Consider the following 18,434-nt stretch of genomic DNA (forward strand, 5'->3'; position numbering starts at 1 on the left):
CAGCCGAAAGGAATCAACAGTGCTCATTGCACAGCGTCCTACGCTCACCGAAGAGAACATCTCCGAGTTCCGTTCGCGGTTCGTCATCGAGCCGCTCGAGCCTGGCTTCGGCTACACCCTCGGCAACTCCCTGCGTCGCACCCTGCTCTCCTCCATCCCCGGCGCCGCGGTCACCAGCATCCGCATCGACGGCGTGCTGCACGAGTTCAGCACGGTTCCCGGTGTCAAGGAGGATGTCACCGAGATCATCCTGAACATCAAGGGCCTGGTCGTCTCCAGCGAGCACGACGAGCCGATCACCGCCTACCTCCGCAAGACCGGCTCCGGCCAGGTCACCGCGGCGGACATCTCGGCTCCGGCGGGCGTGGAGATCCACAACCCCGAGCTGGTCATCGCGACGCTGAACGACAAGGCGAAGTTCGAGGTCGAGCTCACGATCGAGCGTGGCCGCGGCTACGTCTCGGCCCAGCAGAACCGCAACGAGTACAGCGAGGCGGGCCAGATCCCGATCGACTCGATCTACTCCCCGGTCCTGAAGGTCACGTACCGCGTCGAGGCCACCCGTGCCGGCGAGCGCACCGACTTCGACCGCCTCGTGGTCGATGTCGAGACCAAGCCGGCGATCAGCCCGCGCGACGCGATCGCGTCCGCCGGCCGTACCCTCACCGAGCTGTTCGGTCTGGCCCGCGAGCTCAACAGCGCGGCCGAGGGCATCGAGATCGGCCCCGCGCCGGTCGACCAGGTGCTCAGCTCCGAGCTGTCGATGCCGATCGAGGACCTCGACCTGTCGGTGCGTTCGTACAACTGCCTCAAGCGTGAGGGCATCAACACCGTCAGCGAGCTCGTCTCGCTGTCGGAGACGCAGCTCATGAACATCCGCAACTTCGGTCAGAAGTCGGTGGATGAGGTCAAGGACAAGCTGACCGAGATGGGCCTGTCGCTCAAGGACTCGGTCCCCGGATTCGACGGCGCCCACTTCTACAGCGGGTACGAAGAAGACGAGACCACCATCTGAGGCCGCGTCAGCGAAGCCTTCGACTTTTCACTACCTGGAGATAACCGATCATGCCTAAGCCCACGAAGGGCCCCCGCCTCGGAGGCGGTCCCGCTCACGAGCGCCTCATGCTCGCCAACCTGGCCGCCGCGCTGTTCACGCACAAGAGCATCAAGACGACCGAGACCAAGGCCAAGCGCCTGCGTCCCTACGCCGAGCGTCTGATCACGTTCGCGAAGCGCGGCGACCTGCACGCCCGCCGTCGCGTGCTCGCGCTCATCGGCGACAAGTCCGTCGTGCACGAGCTCTTCACCGAGATCGCGCCGCTGGTCGCCGAACGCGAGGGCGGCTACACCCGCATCACCAAGCTCGGCTTCCGCAAGGGTGACAACGCGCCGATGGCGCAGATCGAGCTCGTGCTCGAGCCCGTCACCCCGAAGGTCAAGTCGACCAAGAAGGCCGCCGCCCCGAAGGCCGCTCCTGTCGAGGAGCCGGTCGTCGACGACGAGGCCGCCGAGGACGCCACGTCTGAGGACACCACGTCCGAGGAGACCGCTGCCGCTGAGGCCGAGGTCGTCGAGGAGGCCACCGGCGACGCCGAGGCCGCTGAGGAGACCACCGCCGAGGCGGAGGCCGAGAAGGCCTGAGCCTTCCGCTCGAACCAGAAGAGCCCCGCATCCCACCGGATGCGGGGCTCTTCTGCTCTCGCTTCCTCACTTTCTCCCGCAACACGCCGATCGGTGGCGGGAGAAAGTGAGGAAGCGATGGCTGCCCGGGGGCGTCAGTGCGAGAGGTGCTGCGCGGTGAGCCGCACCGGGGTGTTGGCGGCGCCGAAGCCGTCGTAGCGGCCCCGTCGCTCCACCAGCTCGAAGAACACGGAGCCCACCGTCTCGGTGTAGCAGTGCAGGTACTCGCCCGAGGCGTCGCGGTCGTACAGCAGCCCGGACTCCCGGAGTCGCTCCAGTTCGCCAGGCGCCAGGTCGAAGCGGGCGGCGAGGTCGTCGTAGTAGTTCGCCGAGACCGGGACCGTGCGCAGGCCCCGGGCTCGCGCGCGACCGATCAGCCCGTGGAGGTCGTCGCACGCGATGGCGACGTGCTGCGCGTGCCGCTGCGTCGTCGTCCGTTCGGCGAACGGCGGCACGACGTTCAGCGCGAGACGCACCGAGCCGCCGCCCGAGCGGAGCACCTGGCTGCGGACCAGGCCCGCGGGGCCGGCCAGCTCCGCCGACGACTCGCGCGTGAGCCCGAGCGCCGTCCCGTAGAACAGCACGGCCTCCTCGATGTCCGCGGCCGGTTCGGTGAGGTTGACGTGGTCGATGCCGCGGATGGCGGGGTCGGGGACGCCGCGACCGCCGGCGAACTCGCCGGGCCAGGCCGCCCCGCTCTCCGGTCCGCTGATCAGGATCTCCGTGCCGTCGGGTGCGAGCACGGCCGGAAGGTCGGCCTCCCCGGCGAGCACGCGGCGGTGCGCGCGCTGCGCTCCGAGGCGTTCCGCTCGCGCTGCGGCGTCCTGGGGCCGGTCCGTGCGGATGCCGAAGCCGGCGACGTGCGGGCGCGTGCCCGCGGCGTTGTGCTCGTTGAGGACGATCCGGGCCTCGCCGGCGGCGTAGAGCCACGCCGGTTTCGTGACGTGGCGGCCGCGGGGTGCGAACCCGATCCGCTCCAGCACGACGGCGACGGCGTCGGTGTCCTGCGCCTTGACCTCCACCTGGTCGAGTTCGCGAGGCTCCGACGTCGGACGGGCTGCAGCGGCCTCGAGCGCGTCCTCCAGGACGGTCAGCGACCGGAGGGCGTGGCGCGCGGTCCGCGCCGGATCCGTCTGCCGAAAGACGTCGTTGAAGACCTCCAGCGAGAGCGGGCCGGTGTAACCGGCATGCAGGGTGTGCCGGACGAAGGCCGGGAGGTCGAAGCCGCCCTCGCCCGGGAACAGCCGGTGGTGCCGGCTCCAGGAGAGCACGTCCATCGACAGCAGCGGGGCGTCCGCGAGCTGGACGAAGAAGATCTTCTCGCCGGGGATCCGCTCGATGTCCGCGGGGTCGTGGCCGCGGGAGAGGATGTGGAAGCTGTCCAGGCACACGCCGAGCGCGGGATGGTCCGCGCTCTCGACGATCCGCCAGGCGCGCCGGTAGTCGTCGACGTACCGTCCCCAGGCCAACGCCTCGAACGCGAGGCGCTTGCCGTGCACGGCCGCGCGGTCGGCGAGGCGGGCGAGCTGCGCGGCCGAAACCGCATCGTCGTCGACGGAGGCCGTGGCGACGTTGCTGCAGACCAGCACCGTGTCGACGCCGAGCCGGTCCATGACTACGAACTTCGCCTCCGCCCGGCGCAGCACCTGAGCGAACTCGGGCTCCGTCACTCCCTCCGCGTCGCGGAACGGCTGGTAGAGCGCGATCTCCAGGCCGAGCCGGTCGCAGAGCGCGCGCACCTCCTCGGGGGACTGCGGCGCCGCGATCAGGTCGGGCTCGAAGATCTCGACGGCGTCGAACCCGGCGTCGGCGATGGCGTGCAGCTTGTCGGCGAGCGTCCCGGACAGGCAGACCGTCGCGATGGATGTGCGCATCAGCGGCCCTCCCGGATCATCGCGGCGAAGTGTGCGCGCATCCGCTCCCGGTCGGGCTCGGCGCCGGTGATGAGCCGGAACGCGTCGGCGGCCTGACCGACGGCCATGCCGCCGCCGTCGAGCGTGCGGCAGCCGGCCTCCCGGGCCGCACTGAGGAGCTCGGTGTCGACCGGGCGGTAGACGACGTCGGCCACCCACGACTCCGGACGCAGAAGCCCGGCGTCGAGCGGAAGGCCGGGATGCGTGTGCATGCCCACGAAGCTGGCGTTGACCAGGCCGCTGACGGCGTTCGCCGCGTCGCGCAGCAGCGCGGGAAGGGTGTCCGAGGAGATTCCTGAGACGGGGGCCGCCGGGAAGCGCGCGGCGAGCGAGGCGGCCAAGGCGTCGGCACGCCCGGCATCGAGGTCCGCGACAGTGAGCCGGGATGCGCCGGCCTCCAGCAGCGCGGCGGAGACGGCGGCTCCGGCCCCGCCCGCGCCGATGACCACGACGTGCTCGAGGTCGGCACCGGGAAGGCCGTCGCGGAGGGCGGACGCGAAACCGGTGACGTCGGTGTTGTGGCCGACGCGTCGTCCGCCCGCGAGCAGCACGGTGTTGACCGAGCCGATCGCCGCCGCCGACGGGGTCACCTCGTCGAGGTGCGCGAGGACGCGCTGCTTGCAGGGGTGGGTGATATTGAGGGCGTCGAAGCCCAGCAGCGTGGCCGCGTCCAGGACTCGGGCGATCGTCGCGTCGAGGTCATCTCCCGCACCGTCGAGGGTGAGCAGGTCGATGGGCCGGTAGAGGTAGCGCAGCCCCTGCTCGTCGGCCTCCCGCTCGTGCAGGGGAGGCGTCAGGGAGGGCAGCACGCCCTCGCCCAGGAGCCCGACCAGGTACGACTCTCCGACTACGCTCATGCGTCCTCCTCGACCACCGTGCGGAACCGTGCGCTTGACAAAGCCCCCGGGGTTTCTTAACGTACCAGATAGTTCATTAGCGAGGAGGCGGGATGGCCGGGCTGGATCACGAGCGGATCCGCGACGCGGAGCGTACGCGTGCCGAGATCCTCGCCGTCGCGACCCAGGAGTTCGCCGATCGCGGCTACTCCGGCGCCCGCGTGGACGAGATCGCGCGCCGGATGAGCACGACCAAGCGCATGATCTACTACTACTTCGGCGGCAAGGAGCAGCTCTACGTGAGCGTCCTGGAGGCCGCCTACGCCGAGATGCGCGGCTACGAGCAGCAGCTCGACGTCTCCGGTCTCGAGCCGGTGGAGGCCATCCGCGCCATCGCCGAGCGCACCTTCGACCACCACACCAGCCGGCAGGACTTCGTCCGGCTCGTGGCGATCGAGAACATCCACCGCGCCGCGTTCCTGCGCGAGGTGGGGGAGCCGGAGAGCCTCGCCCTGCCGGCACTGGAGCTGATCGACGAGGTGCTGCGCCGCGGCCGGGCCGCCGGCCTGTTCCGCGACGACCTCGACGCCACGGACGTGCACATGGCGATCAGCTCCTTCTGCGTCTTCCCGGTGGCCAACCGCCACACATTCGGGTATCTCTTCGGCCGCGATCTGCTGAACCAGGCGCGCGCCCCGCACTACCGGCGGATGCTCGGCGACATGATCGTCGCGCTCCTGACCGCGGACCGTTGATCCGTGCCGGGCGCGCCCGGCGGATCGAATAGCTACGAAAGAAACGAGTGTCGACGATGACCACCGTCGCTCCATCCCCCACGCGCACCCGCACACCGGTGCGCGCGGCCTTCGCCGGGTTCCTCGGCTCGGCCGTCGAGTACTACGACTTCTTCATCTTCGGGTCGGCCGCCGCGCTGATCTTCCCGCACGTCTTCTTCCCGGACGCCGACACGACTGCGCGGGTGATGTCGTTCGCGACGTTCGGCTTCGCCTACGTGGCGCGCCCGATCGGCGCGGTGATCCTGGGGCACTTCGGCGACCGGATCGGTCGCAGGAAAGTGCTGGTCTTCACGCTCGCGCTGATGGGCTTCTCGACCTTCGCGATCGGCTGCCTGCCGACGTTCTCGGCGGTGGGCTGGCTCGCTCCCGTGCTGCTGGTGCTCTGCCGGCTGCTCCAGGGCCTGTCCGCCGCGGGCGAGCAGGCCGGCGCGAGCTCCATGACGCTGGAGCACGCGCCGGAGGGCCGCCGCGCCTTCTTCACCTCGTGGACGTTGACCGGGACGCAGGGCGGCCAGGTGCTGGCGGCCATCGCCTTCATCCCGATCATGGCGATGCCGGAGGACGTGCTGTACTCCATCGGCTGGCGCATCCCGTTCTGGCTGTCGGCCGTCGTGGTCGTCGTCGCCTTCGTCGTGCGCCGCTCGCTGCCGGAGTCGCCCGAGTTCGTCAGCGCCGCCGAGGGCGGCGAGATCGAGAAGCTGCCGCTGGTCGGCCTGCTGCGCTCGAACTGGCGCGACGTGCTGCGTGTGGTCGTGCTCGCGATGATCGCGGCGGTCTCCACCGTGTTCGGCAACCTCGCCATCGCCTACGGGACCGACGCCGGGCTGGAAGCGTCGGTGACGCTCTGGCTGGTGGTCGTCGCGAACATCGTGGCGCTCGTCACCCAGCCGCTGTTCGGGATGCTCGCCGACCGGATCGGCCGCAAGCCCGTGTTCATCTACGGCGCGCTCGCCAGCGCGGCGCTGATGCCGTTCTACCTGCAGTCCATGTCGGGCTCGGAGGTCTGGGTCACCTTCCTCCTCGCGGTCGCGGTGTTCTCCTGCGGGTACGCCGCGGCGAACGCGGTCTGGCCGTCGTTCTACAACGAGATGTTCCCGCGCGAGGTACGCTTCTCCGGCGTAGCGATCGGGACGCAGCTCGGTTTCCTGATGGCCGGCTTCGCCCCCACCATCGTCACGGCGATGGGCGGCACCGGGCCGGACGGCTGGGTCGTCATCTCGGTGTTCACCGCTGTGATCGCGGTCGTCGTGACGCTCGCAGCGCTGACGGCGCGGGAGACGGCCAAGACCCCGACGGCCGACCTGGGCCGCCGCTAGGCTGCATCGTCGCTACGCTGCATCGTCGCTAGGCTGGCGGGATGCCGGGGACAGAGATCGTCGACGAGCGCCTTCCGCCGCTGAGCGAGCGTGTGGAGGCGCCCCCGACGTACGTGCCCCGGCATCCCCTGGTCGCCGAGTGGCGTCCCATCGCCGAGGCCGACACGGACGCGGTGCTCGCGGTGCTGCGGGCGAGCGACGCGGCCGACCACCCCAACTATCTGACCACGCGGGAGGAGCTGGAGCACGAGCTCGCCTTCAGCTTCCTCGACCGGGAGCGCGACACCCTCCTCGCGGTCGGTCACGACGGCGCGGTGCTGGCCGTCGGCTCGGTGCTGGAGCCGCCGCGGCAGGTCTCGCTGGTCCGCGAGTTCATGAACGGCACCGTGCACCCCGCGCATCGCGGGAAGGGCATCGGGCGCGAGCTGGTCGCCTGGCAGCGGGCGCGCGGGGAACAGAAACTGGCCGCGCTCGACGCGACGCTGCCGGGCTGGTTGGTGGGCTACGCCGACCGGCGGGCACCGGATCGCGAGCGCCTGCTGACGTCCGCGGGCTTCGCCGCGGTCCGCTGGTTCCACACGATGGAGCGCGACCTGGCACATCCGATCCCCGAGGTGACCCCGACGGAGGACGTGCGGATCGTGCCGTACTCGAGCGACCTCGCCGACGCGGTGCACTCGGCGCGCGACGAGGCCTTCGGCGACCACTGGGGCAGCCAGCCGCTGAGCGACGAGCAGTGGGAGTCCCTGATCGGCGGGACTTTCGCTCCAGAGGTGTCGTTCGTGGCGCTCGCCGCGAACCCGGCCGGGGAGAGTGCGTCGCCGGCGTCGTCCTCTGCGACGTGAACGAGGACGATTGGGCCGGGCAGGGCTTCACCGGGCCGTACATCTCGACCGTCGCGGTCACCCGTGCGCACCGGGGGCGCCGGATCGCGCCCGCGCTGCTGGGCGCGGTGCTCGCCGAGAGCCGGCGTCGCGGCTGGGAGAAGGCCGTCCTCGATGTGGACGCCGCGAGTCCGACCGGCGCCGACACCCTTTATACGGGGATGGGCTTCGTCACGACGTTCGGCGAGACCGCGCTCGTCCGGGAGTACTGAGCACCCTTCTCTAGAATCGAGGGATGACCGACGAGGCGACGCGATTCCGGCTCGACATCGCCTACCAGGGCACCGACTTCAGCGGCTGGGGGCGTCAGCCCGCCCTCCGCACAGTCCAGGGCGAGCTGGAGGGCGCGCTCGCCACGATCTTCCGGCGCGCGGGCGAGCCTCCGGCGCTGACCGTGGCCGGGCGCACCGACGCAGGTGTTCACGCGCGCGGCCAGGTGGCGCACGTCGACCTCGCGCCGGAACAGGTCGCGGTGCTGCGCAAGCCGCACGGCAAGCGGCCGCCGCTGGCGGCGCACGAAGCGCTGGCCCGGCGGCTCAACGGCATCCTGGGGCCGGTGTCGGACGTGGTGGTCCTCCGCGCCGCGGAGGCGCCGACAGGCTTCGACGCGCGGTTCTCGGCGGTCTGGCGCCGATACGAGTACCGCGTGGCCGACCGGCCGGCGTTGCGCGATCCGCTGCAGCGGCACCGCACCGCCTGGGTGTCGGCGGACCTCGACGTCGACGCGATGGACCTTGCCGCGCACGGGCTCCTCGGCCTCCACGACTTCGCCAGCTATTGCAAGGCGCGCGAAGGCGCCACCACCATCCGCACGCTGCTCGAGTTCTCCTGGCGGCGCGACGACGACCGCGTGCTGGTGGGGAGGTCGTGGCCGACGCGTTCTGCCACAGCATGGTCCGTGCGCTCGTGGGCGCGTGCGTGGAGGTGGGGGAGGGCACGCTTTCGCCGGGCGACTTGGTCGAGCTCCGCGACGAGCGGGTCCGCACCAGTGCCTTCAAGGTGATGCCGGCGCGCGGGCTGACGCTGATGGAGGTCGGTTACCCCGACGACGCCGAGCTGGCCTTGCGTGCGGAGCAGACGCGCGGAATGCGGTCGCTCTGACCGCCGCAGGGGCATGCCTGCACCTCGGTTTGACCCCCTCCGGGCGTGTCGCGTAGTATTGACCCTTGGTGTCACCGCCTCACTGCGGCGCGACACACGAACGTGAGCCCTCCACCGGCTTCGGTTCCCGCCTCATCGAGACGGCAACCCCCATCGGAGTGGGATTCACGAACTCCTCCGTTCGATACAGAAAGCAGCCACTACTGTGACGCGCACTTACACCCCGAAGGCAGACGAGATCCAGCGCGACTGGGTCGTCATCGACGCGACCGATGTCGTGCTCGGCCGTCTCGCCAGCCACACCGCCGCCCTCCTGCGCGGCAAGCACAAGGCGACCTTCGCCCCCCACATGGACATGGGCGACTTCGTCATCATCGTGAACGCCGACAAGGTGGCCCTCACCGGTCAGAAGGCGGCTCAGAAGAAGGCCTACCGTCACTCGGGCTACCCGGGCGGCCTCAAGGCGACCACCTACTCGGAGCTCCTGGAGAAGAACCCGGTCCGCGCCGTCGAGAAGGCCGTCCGCGGCATGCTGCCGAAGACCTCCCTCGGCCGTGCCCAGCTCCGCAAGCTGAAGGTCTACACCGGAAGCGAGCACCCGCACGCCGCCCAGCAGCCGAAGCAGTACACGCTCGGCCAGGTCGCCCAGTAAGCGATCCAGACCTTCACGACTGACTTAAAGACAAAGGATTATCACCATCGTGGCGAAGATCGCAGACAGCATCGACTCGGCCCCCGTCGAGAACGTCGAGTCCTACTCGACCGAGACCCCCGAGAGCGCGGCCCCGGCGGCCCCGCGTCCCGTCCTCTCCGTGCCCGGCGCGGCCGTGGGCCGTCGCAAGGAGGCCATCGCGCGTGCGCGCCTGGTCCCGGGCTCCGGCACCATCACGGTCAACGGGCGTGAATTCGCGGACTACTTCCCGAACAAACTGCACCAGCAGCTCATCACCGACCCGTTCAAGGTCCTCGACCTCATCGGCTCGTACGATGTCGTCGCCCGCATCACCGGCGGCGGCCCGTCGGGTCAGGCCGGCGCCCTGCGCCTCGCCATCGCCCGCGCGCTGAACGAGATCGACCGTGAGAACAACCGTCCGACCCTCAAGAAGGCCGGCTTCCTCACCCGCGACGCGCGCGTCACCGAGCGCAAGAAGGCCGGTCTCAAGAAGGCCCGCAAGGCTTCGCAGTTCTCCAAGCGTTGACGCATCCCAGCGTCTAGGCTTCGGTCCATGCCCCGCCTTTTCGGAACCGACGGAGTCCGCGGACTCGCGAACGGTACGCTCACCGCCGACCTGGCGCTCGGCCTCGCGCAGGCAGCTGCTGCTGTCCTGACGCGGGGCCGTAGCGCCGAGGCTCGGCGCGCCGCGGGCAAGCGCCCGCGCGCGATCGTCGCCAGGGACCCCCGGGTCTCCGGCGAGTTCCTCTCGGCCGCCGTCGCGGCCGGGCTGGCCAGTTCGGGCATCGACGTCTACGACGCCGGGGTCATCCCGACGCCGGCCGCGGCCTTCCTGATCGCCGACTTCGACGCCGACTTCGGTGTGATGGTCTCGGCCTCCCACAATCCCGCACCCGACAACGGGATCAAGATCTTCGCCCGCGGCGGCACCAAGCTGCCCGACATCGTCGAGGACCGCATCGAGCAGCACCTCGAGATGGAGAAGCTCACTCCGACCGGCGCGGAGGTCGGCCGCATCCGCCGCTTCGCCGACGCCGAGGACCGCTACGTCGTGCACCTGCTCGCGAGCCTGCCGCACCGGCTCGACGGCATCCACGTCGTGCTCGACTGCGCCCACGGCGCGGCCGCCGGGATCTCGCCCGAGGTGTTCACCGACGCGGGCGCCCGGGTGACCGTCATCGGCGACTCGCCCGACGGCATGAACATCAACGACGGCGTGGGCTCGACCCACCTCGACAACCTCGCGAAGGCCGTCCTCGCTGCCGGCGCCGACGTCGGCATCGCCCATGATGGCGACGCCGACCGCTGCCTCGCGATCGACGCCGACGGCAACATCGTCGACGGCGACCAGATCATGGCGATCCTCGCTGTCGGCATGAAGGAGCGCGGCAAGCTCACCGACGACACGCTCGTCGCGACCGTGATGAGCAACCTCGGCCTCAAGATCGCCATGCGAGAGCACGGCATCCGGATCGTGGAGACCGCGGTCGGCGACCGCTACGTGCTCGAGGAGATGAACCAGAACGACTACGCCCTCGGCGGCGAGCAGTCGGGCCACGTCATCATGCGCGAGTTCGCGACCACCGGCGACGGCATCCTCACCGGCCTGCACCTCCTCAGCGAGATGGCGCGTCAGCGCAAGCCGCTGTCCGAGCTGGCCAAGGTGATGACGGTCTACCCGCAGGTGATGGTCAACGTGAGGGGTGTGGACCACCACGCCGTCCACACCGACGAGCCGCTGAAGCTCGCCGTGCAGACCGCCGAGGCGGCGCTGGGCGACACCGGCCGGGTGCTGCTGCGCCCGTCCGGGACCGAGCCGCTGGTGCGTGTCATGGTGGAGGCCGCCGACCAGCTCACGGCCGAGCGCCTCGCCAACGAGCTGGCCGACGTGGTGCGGGAGCGGCTGGGCGTCTGATCACCGGCGCCTGTCGCGGATCAGTTCTGCGCGGCTTCCCGGTCGAGCCGGGCGTTCTGCTCGCGCACGAAGTCGGAGACCGAGAACGGCCGCGTGCGCTCCGGCAGCAGCGCGACGTCGGCCAGGCCTTCGAGCAGGGCGCCCGGCTCGGTCTCGAGCGTGACGGCGAGCTGCAGCAATGTCAGCAGTGTCGGGTTGCCGGCGCCGCGCTCGACTTTGCCGTAGTTCGCGACGTCGACCTGGCTGAGGTTGGCCACCTCGTACTGCGAGAGGCCCAGCTCGACGCGGCGCGTCCGGAGACGGCCACCCAGGATGCGGGCTGCTTCGAAGCGCGGGGACGACATGCGTCTACTCTGTTTTCCTGCGTGGTCTTTTCCCAGAGGATGGAGACTATACGCACTTATCCATAGTGCATATATACCCGGTCACGTCGTCTCCTGGGCACGCTTCGCTGCGATGAAGTCCGCGACGGAGTACGCGTGCTCCCGATCGGGGAGCATTCCGTCGCCGGACAGCCCGGCCAGGAGCTCGCCCGGGTCGACCCCGAGCGCGGTCGCGAGACGGACGATCGTGTGGAGCTCCGAGTTGGCCTCACCGCGCTCGACCCGTCCGTAGTTGGTCACGTGCATGTGCGCGAGCTGGGCGATCTCCTCCTGGCTGACGCCCAGCGCGATTCGTGCCGTGCGGACCCGTCGGCCGAAGAGCTGGGCGGCATGCGATCGAGGTGAAGCCATGCCTCATACCTACGGGATGCGCGCGCGCCGGACCAGAGTCTTCGAGCACGCGTCCTGTGTGCTCGCGCCCTCTGCGCGCGATGCGTGCGCACCCCGCACGATGCGTCCGGACCCGGTCAGAGCTTGCGGAGCAGCACCGAGCTGACCGCGTGGTCGGCCTCCTTGCGCAGCACGAGCTTCGCGCGCGACCGCGTGGGCCGGATGTTCTGGATGAGGTTGGGCTCGTTGATCGAGGTCCAGATCGACGCTGCGCGTGCCCTGGCCTGCTCCTCGGTGAGCTGCGCGAAGCGGTGGAAGTACGACTTGGGGTTGGCGAACGCGCCGCGCTGGAGCTTGAGGAAGCGCTCCTCGTACCAGTGCGCGATGTCGCGCGTCCGGGCGTCCACATACACGCTGAAGTCGAAGAGGTCGCTCACGGCCAGCCGGTTGCCGCCGCCTGCGGGCTGCAGGACGTTCAGCCCCTCCACGATGAGCACGTCCGGCCGGCGCACGACGATCTCCGCGTCCGGCACGATGTCGTAGCTGAGATGCGAGTAGAACGGAGCGCGGACCTCGGGCGCCCCGCTCTTCACCGCTGTGACGAACCGCAGCAGCGCGCGGCGGTCGTACGACTCCGGGAAGCCCTTGCGCTCCATCAGGCCGCGCCGCTCGAGTTCGGCGTTCGGGAGGAGGAAGCCGTCGGTGGTCACCAGCTCGACGCGCGGGGTGTCGTCCCAGCGGGAGAGCAGCTCGCGCAGCAGGCGCGCGATGCTCGACTTGCCGACCGCGACCGAGCCCGCGACACCGATCACGAACGGCGTCGGTTGGGCGCGCTCGCCGAGGAAGTCGCTCGTCACGCGGTGGAGCTGCTTGGTGCCGCCGACGTACAGGTTGAGCAGCCGGCTGAGCGGAAGGTAGACCTCCTCGACCTCCCGCAGGTCCAGCGGGTCGCCGAGCCCGCGCAACTGCACGATCTCGGTCTCCTTGAGCGGCAACCGGGTGTTCTGCGCCAGCTCGGCCCAGTCGGAACGGCTGAGCTCCACGAAGGGGTGCTGGACTCGCCGTTCGCCGTGGATCCGCCGCGAGCGGCGCCGTTCTCAGCCATAGGCGACAAGTCTAAGGTGCGCCCACGATAGACTCGGGTGCATGTGTGGAATCGTGGGGTACGTCGGTACCGACAAGAGCCTGGAGGTGCTGCTCGGCGGGCTGAAGCGCCTCGAGTATCGCGGCTACGACTCGGCCGGCGTCGCCGTCATCGACCCTGACGGCCACCTCGGGATGGCCAAGAAGGCCGGCAAGCTGTCCGTGCTCGCGGACGACCTCAAGGCCAATCCGATCCCCAACGGAGGCACCGGCATCGGCCACACCCGCTGGGCGACGCACGGCGGACCGACCGACCGCAATGCGCACCCGCACCTGGGCGACGACGGCCGCCTCGCCGTCATCCACAACGGCATCATCGAGAACTTCGCGAGCCTGAAGGACGAGCTGCTCGCCGACGGCTTCGCGTTCGAGTCCGAGACCGACACCGAGGTCGCGGCCGTGCTGCTCGGCCGCGAGTACCGCGCCACCGGCGATCTGAGCGAGGCGTTCCAGCGTGTCGTCTCCCGGCTGGAGGGCGCGTTCACCCTCCTCGCCCTGCACCAGGACCAGCCGCACGTCGTCGTCGGCGCCCGCCGCAACTCCCCGCTCGTCATCGGCCTCGGCGAGGGCGAGAACTTCCTCGGCTCCGACGTCGCGGCGTTCGTGGAGCACACCCGCCGCGCCGTCGCGATCGGCCAGGACCAGATCGTCACCATCACCCCCGACTCCGTCACGGTCACCGACTTCGCCGGCGCGCCGGTCGAGGTGGAGCCCTTCGAGGTCGCCTGGGACGCCTCCGCCGCCGAGAAGGGCGGCTGGTCGTCGTTCATGGCCAAGGAGATCGCCGAAGAGCCCGATGCCGTGGCGAACACGCTGCGCGGCCGCATCGTCGACGAGACCGTGCACATCCCCGAGCTCGACGCGATCGGCGACGCCTTCCTCCAAGGCATCGACCGCATCACCATCATCGCCTGCGGCACGGCCGCGTATGCCGGTCTGGTCGGCAGCTACGCCATCGAGAAGTGGGCCCGCGTGCCCGTCACGGTCGAGCTCAGCCACGAGTTCCGCTACCGTGAGCCGGTCCTCACCGCGGGCACGCTGGTCATCTCGATCAGCCAGTCCGGCGAGACGATGGACACGCTGATGGCGGTCAAGTACGCCCGCGAGGCCGGCGCCAAGGCGATCTCGGTCTGCAACACGCAGGGTGCCACCATCCCCCGCGAGTCCGATGCGGCGCTCTACACGCACGCCGGGCCGGAGGTCGCTGTCGCCTCGACCAAGGCCTTCGTCGCGCAGATCACCGCGCTCTACCTCTTCGGCATCCACCTCGGCCGGGTGCGCGGGACGCTGTCCGCCGCCCAGCAGCGCGACGCCGTGGCCGAGCTCCAGGCCGTGCCGGAGAAGATCGCCACGGTGCTCGAGGCGCACGGGACGATCGCCCAGCTCGCGCACTGGATGTCGGACACCCGCTCCGTGCTGTTCCTCGGCCGCCACGTCGGCTACCCGATCGCCCTGGAGGGTGCGCTCAAGCTCAAGGAGCTCGCGTACATCCACGCCGAGGGCTTCGCCGCCGGCGAGCTCAAGCACGGCCCGATCGCCCTGATCGAGCCGGGTCAGCCCGTCTTCGTCGTCGTCCCCAGCCCGCGCTGGTCGGACGAGCTGCACAAGAAGGTCGTCTCCAACATCCAGGAGATCCGCGCCCGCGGCGCCCGCGTGATCGCGATCGCCGAGGCCGGCGACGCCGCCGTGCTCCCGTTCGCCGACGAGGTCATCCGCATCCCCCTGGCCGCGCCGCTGTTCGAGCCGCTGCTGTCGGTCGTGCCGCTGCAGATCTTCGCGATGGAGCTGTCGGCGGCCAAGGGCCTGGACGTGGACCAGCCGCGCAACCTGGCCAAGTCCGTCACCGTGGAGTAGGCCGCCGTGATCGCCGGCATCGGGATCGACGTCGTCGATCTGGCGCGCTTCGCCCGATCGCTGGAGCGCACCCCGAAGCTGCGGGAGCGCCTCTTCACGGAGGCCGAGCGCGGCCTCCCGGTGCACTCCCTGGCCGCGCGCTTCGCCGCCAAAGAGGCGCTGATCAAGGCGCTCGGCGGCTCGGAGGGCGTGCGCTGGCACGACATGGAGATCGTGCCCGACGAAGAGAGGAACCCGGGTTTCGTGCTGCACAACGTGGTCGGACGTCAGGTCGCCGAGCGCGGCATCGCGCACGTCCACGTGTCGATGTCGCACGACGCCGGGATCGCCTCCGCGTTCGTCGTCCTGGAGCGCGACGCGTGAGCGGCGGCTTCCGCGAGGCCGTCGTCGACCTGGACGCGGTGACCGCCAACGTCGCGCGCCTGCGCGAGCTCGTCGGCACCGAGCATGTGATGGCCGTGGTGAAGGCGAACGCCTACGGGCACGGTGCGGTGGAGTGCGCACGTGCGGCGCTCGCCGGCGGCGCGGACTGGCTGGGCGTCGCGGATATCTCCGAGGGGCTGGCGTTGCGCGCGGCGGGCGTCGAGGCCCCGGTGCTCGCGTGGCTGCACGACCCCGACGAGGACTTCGCCGCCGCCGTCGCGGCGGGGCTGGACGTGGGCATCTCGTCGGGCGCGCAGCTCGAGGCCGCAGCCGCGGTGGGGACCGCCGAATGCCCGGCGTTCGTGCAGCTCAAGCTCGAGACGGGGCTCAGCCGCAACGGCATCCCTGCGTCCGAGTGGGAGGCGGTGGTCGCACGGGCCCACGAGCTCGAAGAGTCGGGGACTCTCGTGGTGCGCGGCCTGTTCAGCCATCTGTCGAACGCGTCGCCCGACGACGACCGGGCGGCCATCGCGCGGTTCACCTGGGGCATCGAACGCGCGGAGGCGGCCGGCCTCCGCCCCGCGCTGCGGCACATCGCCGCCAGCGCCGCCGCGCTCAGCCTCCCCGAGTCGCGGTTCAACCTGGTGCGGTTCGGGCTCGCCGTCTACGGGCTCAGCCCCTTCGGCGCCGCGTCGGCGGCGGAGCTCGGGCTCCGCCCGGCGATGACGCTGCGCGGCCGGGTCGCGGCCGTGCGCCGGGTGGCTCCGGGCACGGGTGTCTCCTACGACTACACGTACCGCACCGAGGCCGAGACCACGCTCGTACTCGTCCCGCTCGGCTACGCCGAAGGCATCCCGCGCCATGCGTCGGGCCGCGGTCCGGTGTCCATCGCCGGCAAGCGGTACCGCATCTCGGGCCGGGTCGCGATGGACCAGTTCGTCGTGGATGTCGGCGACGCGGAGGTCGCGGTCGGCGACGAAGTCGTGCTGTTCGGCGACCCGGCGACGGGTGTGCCGGGAGCGGACGACTGGGCGGAGGCCGCGGACACGATCAACTACGAGATCGTCACGCGGCTGGGCGGCCGGCTGCGGCGCACGTACCGCGGGGGAGCGGCGTGAGCGGCCGCGTCCTGATCGAGCGCACGGTCGACACCGGCGACGACATGCACGCGCTGGGGCTGGAGCTGGCCGGGATGCTGGTCGCCGGCGACCTGGTGGTGCTGACCGGACCGCTCGGCGCGGGCAAGACGACCCTGACCCGCGGGATCGGCGAGGGCCTCGGCGTCCGCGGCCCGGTCACGAGTCCGACGTTCGTTCTGGCGCGCACGCACCCGAGCCTGGTCGAGGGCGCGCCGCTCGTGCACGTCGACGCCTACCGGCTCGGCAGCGCGGTGGAGCTGGACGACCTCGACATCGACTTCGGGGGCTCCGTCGTCGTGGTCGAGTGGGGCGGCGGGATGCTCGACGGCGTCGCGGAGTCCTGGCTGGAGGTCGACATCGTGCGGCCGACAGGCGGATCGGGTCACCAGGAAGGCGCCGGGGACGACGTCGCGGACGCCGACCTCGGCGACGTCGAGCTCGACGCGGACGAGCCGCGCACGGTCACGGTGACGGGCTTCGGCCCCCGCTGGGCCGCCTGACCCACCCCCACACGCAGCAGCGGGGTCGCAACACGCCGCACCCGCTCTCGCGTAACGGCGTGTTGCGACCCCGCTGCCTCCCCCGCGTCAGCGCGCGCTCTGAAGCGCGCCGACGTCGGCCAGCCCGTCCCGCACGACAGTGGTCGGGACGTCGAACACCTGCACGTCGCGCTCCGGTGCCGTGTACGCAGGCCAGCCCGGGTCGCCGGTCGCGATGAACCGCACCGCCGCTCCGTGCACGTCGTCGGCGAGGGACGCCGGGGGCTGCTCGCCCGCGATGTAGCCCACTCGCTCGCTGTGGAGGCAGTCGAAGAAGAACGGCACGTCGAGGCAGTGCACGGCCGTGCCGAAGGTGGGCGACGTCCAGGCGAAGCGATAGGCCCAGGCGGGGGCGCCGCCTGCAGCCCGGGACTCCGCGATCGCGCGGGCGGGCGCGCGGAACATCGTGTCCGTGACGAACTGCCCGAGCGTCCCGGCGGTGTCGAGGTCGGGGTGGGCGGCCGCGTAGGCGCCTGCGGCCTCCTCCGAGACGCCGATCGCGGTCAGCAGGGCGGCCGGATCGGCGTCCGCCAGCGTCTCGCGCATGTCCGCTGCGGCCAGGTTGAACTCGTTGTCGGTCGCGCCGAGCACCAGCGCCTTGTCGGCGCCGACGCCGTCCGCGACCGCCGCGCCGATGGGCGCGGATACGAGGTCGCCGTCCACGACCGGGGCCCAGCGCAGCGCCGACCCGGAGGCCAGCGCGCGCAGCGGGGCGAGCGGGTCCGCGGGCGCGTCCGGCGAGGCGACCGCGTCGTCTTCGCCCTGCAGCGCCAGGATGCGCTCCTCGGTCAGCGTGGACAGTCCGGCGCGCGTCGGCTCGACTCCCGCGGCGGCGGCCAGGGCGCGGCCGTAGCGCTCGGCGTCCTCCCGGGTCACGCTCGCCGTGGTGGCGGAGATCGAGTAGACCCGCTGGAACAGATGCGCCGCGCGCGGCACCGTGAGCAGGGTGAGCACCGCCCCGCCACCGGCCGACTGGCCCGCGATCGTGACCTGCGCCGGGTCGCCGCCGAAGGACGCGATGTTGTCGCGCACCCACTCCAGCGCCAGGATCCAGTCGAGGACGCCGCGGTTGGCCGGGGCGTCCTCGATCCAGCCGAAGCCGTCGAAACCGAGCCGGTACGAGACGCTCACCGTCACGATCCCGTCGCGGTTGAAGGCGGCGCCGTCGTACCAGGGGCTGGCGGGAGATCCGGCGACGTAGCCGCCGCCGTGGACGTAGACCAGCACGGGCAGCTTCGCGTCGGCGTCGCCGGGTCGTGGGGTGAAGACGTCCACGTTGAGGGTCGACTCGCCCGGGTACGACGGCTCGGGGATCAGCGTGATCTCCGCCAGCGCCGTGCGCTGCGGGGTCGCGCCGTGTTCGCCGGCGTCGAGCACCTCCTCCCACGGGCGGTGCGGGACGGGGGCGGCGAAGCGCAGCTCGCCGACCGGCGGCTCCGCGAACGGGATGCCGAGGAAGGCGGCCGAAGCGTCGCGCCAACGGCCGCGCACACGTCCTGCCGTCGTGGTGACCTCGGGTCGGTCGAGGGTGCTGTCTGTCACGGGGTTCTCCTTCTCAGCGGACGGAC

19 protein-coding genes and 1 pseudogene are annotated in these 18,434 nt (G+C 71.1%); 14 read left to right on the plus strand and 6 right to left on the minus strand.

Going from position 1 to position 18,434, the window contains the following annotated elements; genetic code table 11:
* Positions 1 to 19: 19 nt before the first annotated feature.
* On the plus strand, positions 20 to 1,015 hold the full coding sequence (locus ACR5MH_RS20400; protein WP_369962277.1) for a DNA-directed RNA polymerase subunit alpha: 996 nt from the start codon (positions 20 to 22) through the stop codon (positions 1,013 to 1,015).
* A 50-nt stretch (positions 1,016 to 1,065) separates the two neighbouring features.
* Positions 1,066 to 1,641 carry a 50S ribosomal protein L17 gene (rplQ, locus tag ACR5MH_RS20405; RefSeq protein WP_431348847.1) on the plus strand — a complete coding sequence of 192 codons (576 nt, stop codon included), beginning with the start codon at positions 1,066 to 1,068 and terminating at the stop codon, positions 1,639 to 1,641.
* Positions 1,642 to 1,775: 134 nt separating this feature from the next.
* Here rplQ and ACR5MH_RS20410 read toward each other — a convergent pair whose 3' ends face one another.
* Together ACR5MH_RS20410 and ACR5MH_RS20415 are read right to left on the minus strand one after the other, a co-directional pair.
* Complete coding sequence (locus ACR5MH_RS20410) at positions 1,776 to 3,554, minus strand: bifunctional sugar phosphate isomerase/epimerase/4-hydroxyphenylpyruvate dioxygenase family protein (protein ID WP_431348848.1); 1,779 nt, start codon at positions 3,552 to 3,554, stop codon at positions 1,776 to 1,778.
* Positions 3,554 to 4,450: a shikimate dehydrogenase gene (locus tag ACR5MH_RS20415; RefSeq protein ID WP_431348849.1), complete on the minus strand. Its 897-nt coding sequence runs from the start codon at positions 4,448 to 4,450 to the stop codon at positions 3,554 to 3,556. Before ACR5MH_RS20415 ends, ACR5MH_RS20410 begins: the two co-directional genes overlap by 1 nt.
* Before the next feature lie 92 nt (positions 4,451 to 4,542).
* Between ACR5MH_RS20415 and ACR5MH_RS20420 the strand changes: the two genes are divergently transcribed.
* The 8 genes and pseudogenes from ACR5MH_RS20420 to glmM all read left to right on the plus strand — a co-directional run bounded on the left by ACR5MH_RS20420 (position 4,543) and on the right by glmM (position 11,115).
* Positions 4,543 to 5,184, plus strand: a complete 642-nt coding sequence (locus tag ACR5MH_RS20420; RefSeq protein ID WP_431348850.1) for a TetR/AcrR family transcriptional regulator — start codon at positions 4,543 to 4,545, stop codon at positions 5,182 to 5,184.
* Between the two features lie 56 nt (positions 5,185 to 5,240).
* Positions 5,241 to 6,542, plus strand: coding sequence for an MFS transporter (locus tag ACR5MH_RS20425; RefSeq protein WP_431348851.1), 1,302 nt, complete (start codon positions 5,241 to 5,243; stop codon positions 6,540 to 6,542).
* A gap of 41 nt (positions 6,543 to 6,583) precedes the next feature.
* The gene (locus tag ACR5MH_RS20430) at positions 6,584 to 7,387 is read left to right on the plus strand and encodes a GNAT family N-acetyltransferase (protein ID WP_431348852.1); all 804 of its coding nucleotides are present in this window, start codon (positions 6,584 to 6,586) and stop codon (positions 7,385 to 7,387) included.
* Positions 7,384 to 7,638: a GNAT family N-acetyltransferase gene (locus ACR5MH_RS20435; RefSeq protein WP_431348853.1), complete on the plus strand. Its 255-nt coding sequence runs from the start codon at positions 7,384 to 7,386 to the stop codon at positions 7,636 to 7,638. Before ACR5MH_RS20430 ends, ACR5MH_RS20435 begins: the two co-directional genes overlap by 4 nt.
* A 23-nt stretch (positions 7,639 to 7,661) precedes the next feature.
* Positions 7,662 to 8,527: pseudogene (locus ACR5MH_RS20440) on the plus strand (tRNA pseudouridine synthase A).
* Positions 8,528 to 8,732: 205 nt separating this feature from the next.
* Positions 8,733 to 9,179, plus strand: a complete 447-nt coding sequence (rplM, locus tag ACR5MH_RS20445; RefSeq protein ID WP_179605025.1) for a 50S ribosomal protein L13 — start codon at positions 8,733 to 8,735, stop codon at positions 9,177 to 9,179.
* A gap of 58 nt (positions 9,180 to 9,237) precedes the next feature.
* Positions 9,238 to 9,726, plus strand: a complete 489-nt coding sequence (gene rpsI, locus ACR5MH_RS20450) for a 30S ribosomal protein S9 (RefSeq protein ID WP_433862680.1) — start codon at positions 9,238 to 9,240, stop codon at positions 9,724 to 9,726.
* Between the two features lie 27 nt (positions 9,727 to 9,753).
* Positions 9,754 to 11,115 carry a phosphoglucosamine mutase gene (gene glmM / locus ACR5MH_RS20455; protein WP_431348856.1) on the plus strand — a complete coding sequence of 454 codons (1,362 nt, stop codon included), beginning with the start codon at positions 9,754 to 9,756 and terminating at the stop codon, positions 11,113 to 11,115.
* 20 nt (positions 11,116 to 11,135) lie between these two features.
* Here glmM and ACR5MH_RS20460 read toward each other — a convergent pair whose 3' ends face one another.
* The 3 genes from ACR5MH_RS20460 to coaA form a co-directional block, all read right to left on the minus strand.
* Positions 11,136 to 11,459, minus strand: coding sequence for a helix-turn-helix domain-containing protein (locus tag ACR5MH_RS20460; protein ID WP_431348857.1), 324 nt, complete (start codon positions 11,457 to 11,459; stop codon positions 11,136 to 11,138).
* A gap of 81 nt (positions 11,460 to 11,540) precedes the next feature.
* Entirely contained in the window at positions 11,541 to 11,849 is a 309-nt protein-coding gene (locus ACR5MH_RS20465) for a helix-turn-helix domain-containing protein (RefSeq protein WP_431348858.1), read from the minus strand.
* 116 nt (positions 11,850 to 11,965) lie between these two features.
* Complete coding sequence (gene coaA, locus ACR5MH_RS20470) at positions 11,966 to 12,871, minus strand: type I pantothenate kinase (protein WP_433862098.1); 906 nt, start codon at positions 12,869 to 12,871, stop codon at positions 11,966 to 11,968.
* A gap of 103 nt (positions 12,872 to 12,974) precedes the next feature.
* Between coaA and glmS the strand changes: the two genes are divergently transcribed.
* Genes glmS through tsaE form a run of 4 tightly spaced genes read left to right on the plus strand, consistent with a single transcriptional unit; the run spans position 12,975 to position 16,827 of the window.
* Complete coding sequence (gene glmS, locus ACR5MH_RS20475) at positions 12,975 to 14,825, plus strand: glutamine--fructose-6-phosphate transaminase (isomerizing) (RefSeq protein WP_433862099.1); 1,851 nt, start codon at positions 12,975 to 12,977, stop codon at positions 14,823 to 14,825.
* 6 nt (positions 14,826 to 14,831) lie between these two features.
* Positions 14,832 to 15,188 carry a holo-ACP synthase gene (locus ACR5MH_RS20480; RefSeq protein WP_431348860.1) on the plus strand — a complete coding sequence of 119 codons (357 nt, stop codon included), beginning with the start codon at positions 14,832 to 14,834 and terminating at the stop codon, positions 15,186 to 15,188.
* Complete coding sequence (gene alr / locus ACR5MH_RS20485) at positions 15,185 to 16,306, plus strand: alanine racemase (RefSeq protein ID WP_433862100.1); 1,122 nt, start codon at positions 15,185 to 15,187, stop codon at positions 16,304 to 16,306. Before ACR5MH_RS20480 ends, alr begins: the two co-directional genes overlap by 4 nt.
* Positions 16,307 to 16,350: 44 nt before the next feature.
* On the plus strand, positions 16,351 to 16,827 hold the full coding sequence (gene tsaE, locus ACR5MH_RS20490) for a tRNA (adenosine(37)-N6)-threonylcarbamoyltransferase complex ATPase subunit type 1 TsaE (RefSeq protein ID WP_431349474.1): 477 nt from the start codon (positions 16,351 to 16,353) through the stop codon (positions 16,825 to 16,827).
* A gap of 87 nt (positions 16,828 to 16,914) precedes the next feature.
* On the opposite strand, the gene ACR5MH_RS20495 is transcribed toward tsaE, so the two are convergent.
* Positions 16,915 to 18,408 (minus strand): carboxylesterase/lipase family protein, encoded by a 1,494-nt coding sequence (locus tag ACR5MH_RS20495; RefSeq protein ID WP_433862101.1) that lies wholly within the window; start codon positions 18,406 to 18,408, stop codon positions 16,915 to 16,917.
* Between the last annotated feature and the right edge of the window lie 26 nt (positions 18,409 to 18,434).

Origin of the sequence: Streptomyces sp. L7 (assembly GCF_050990935.1) — a bacterium.
Classification (GTDB): domain Bacteria; phylum Actinomycetota; class Actinomycetes; order Actinomycetales; family Microbacteriaceae; genus Leifsonia.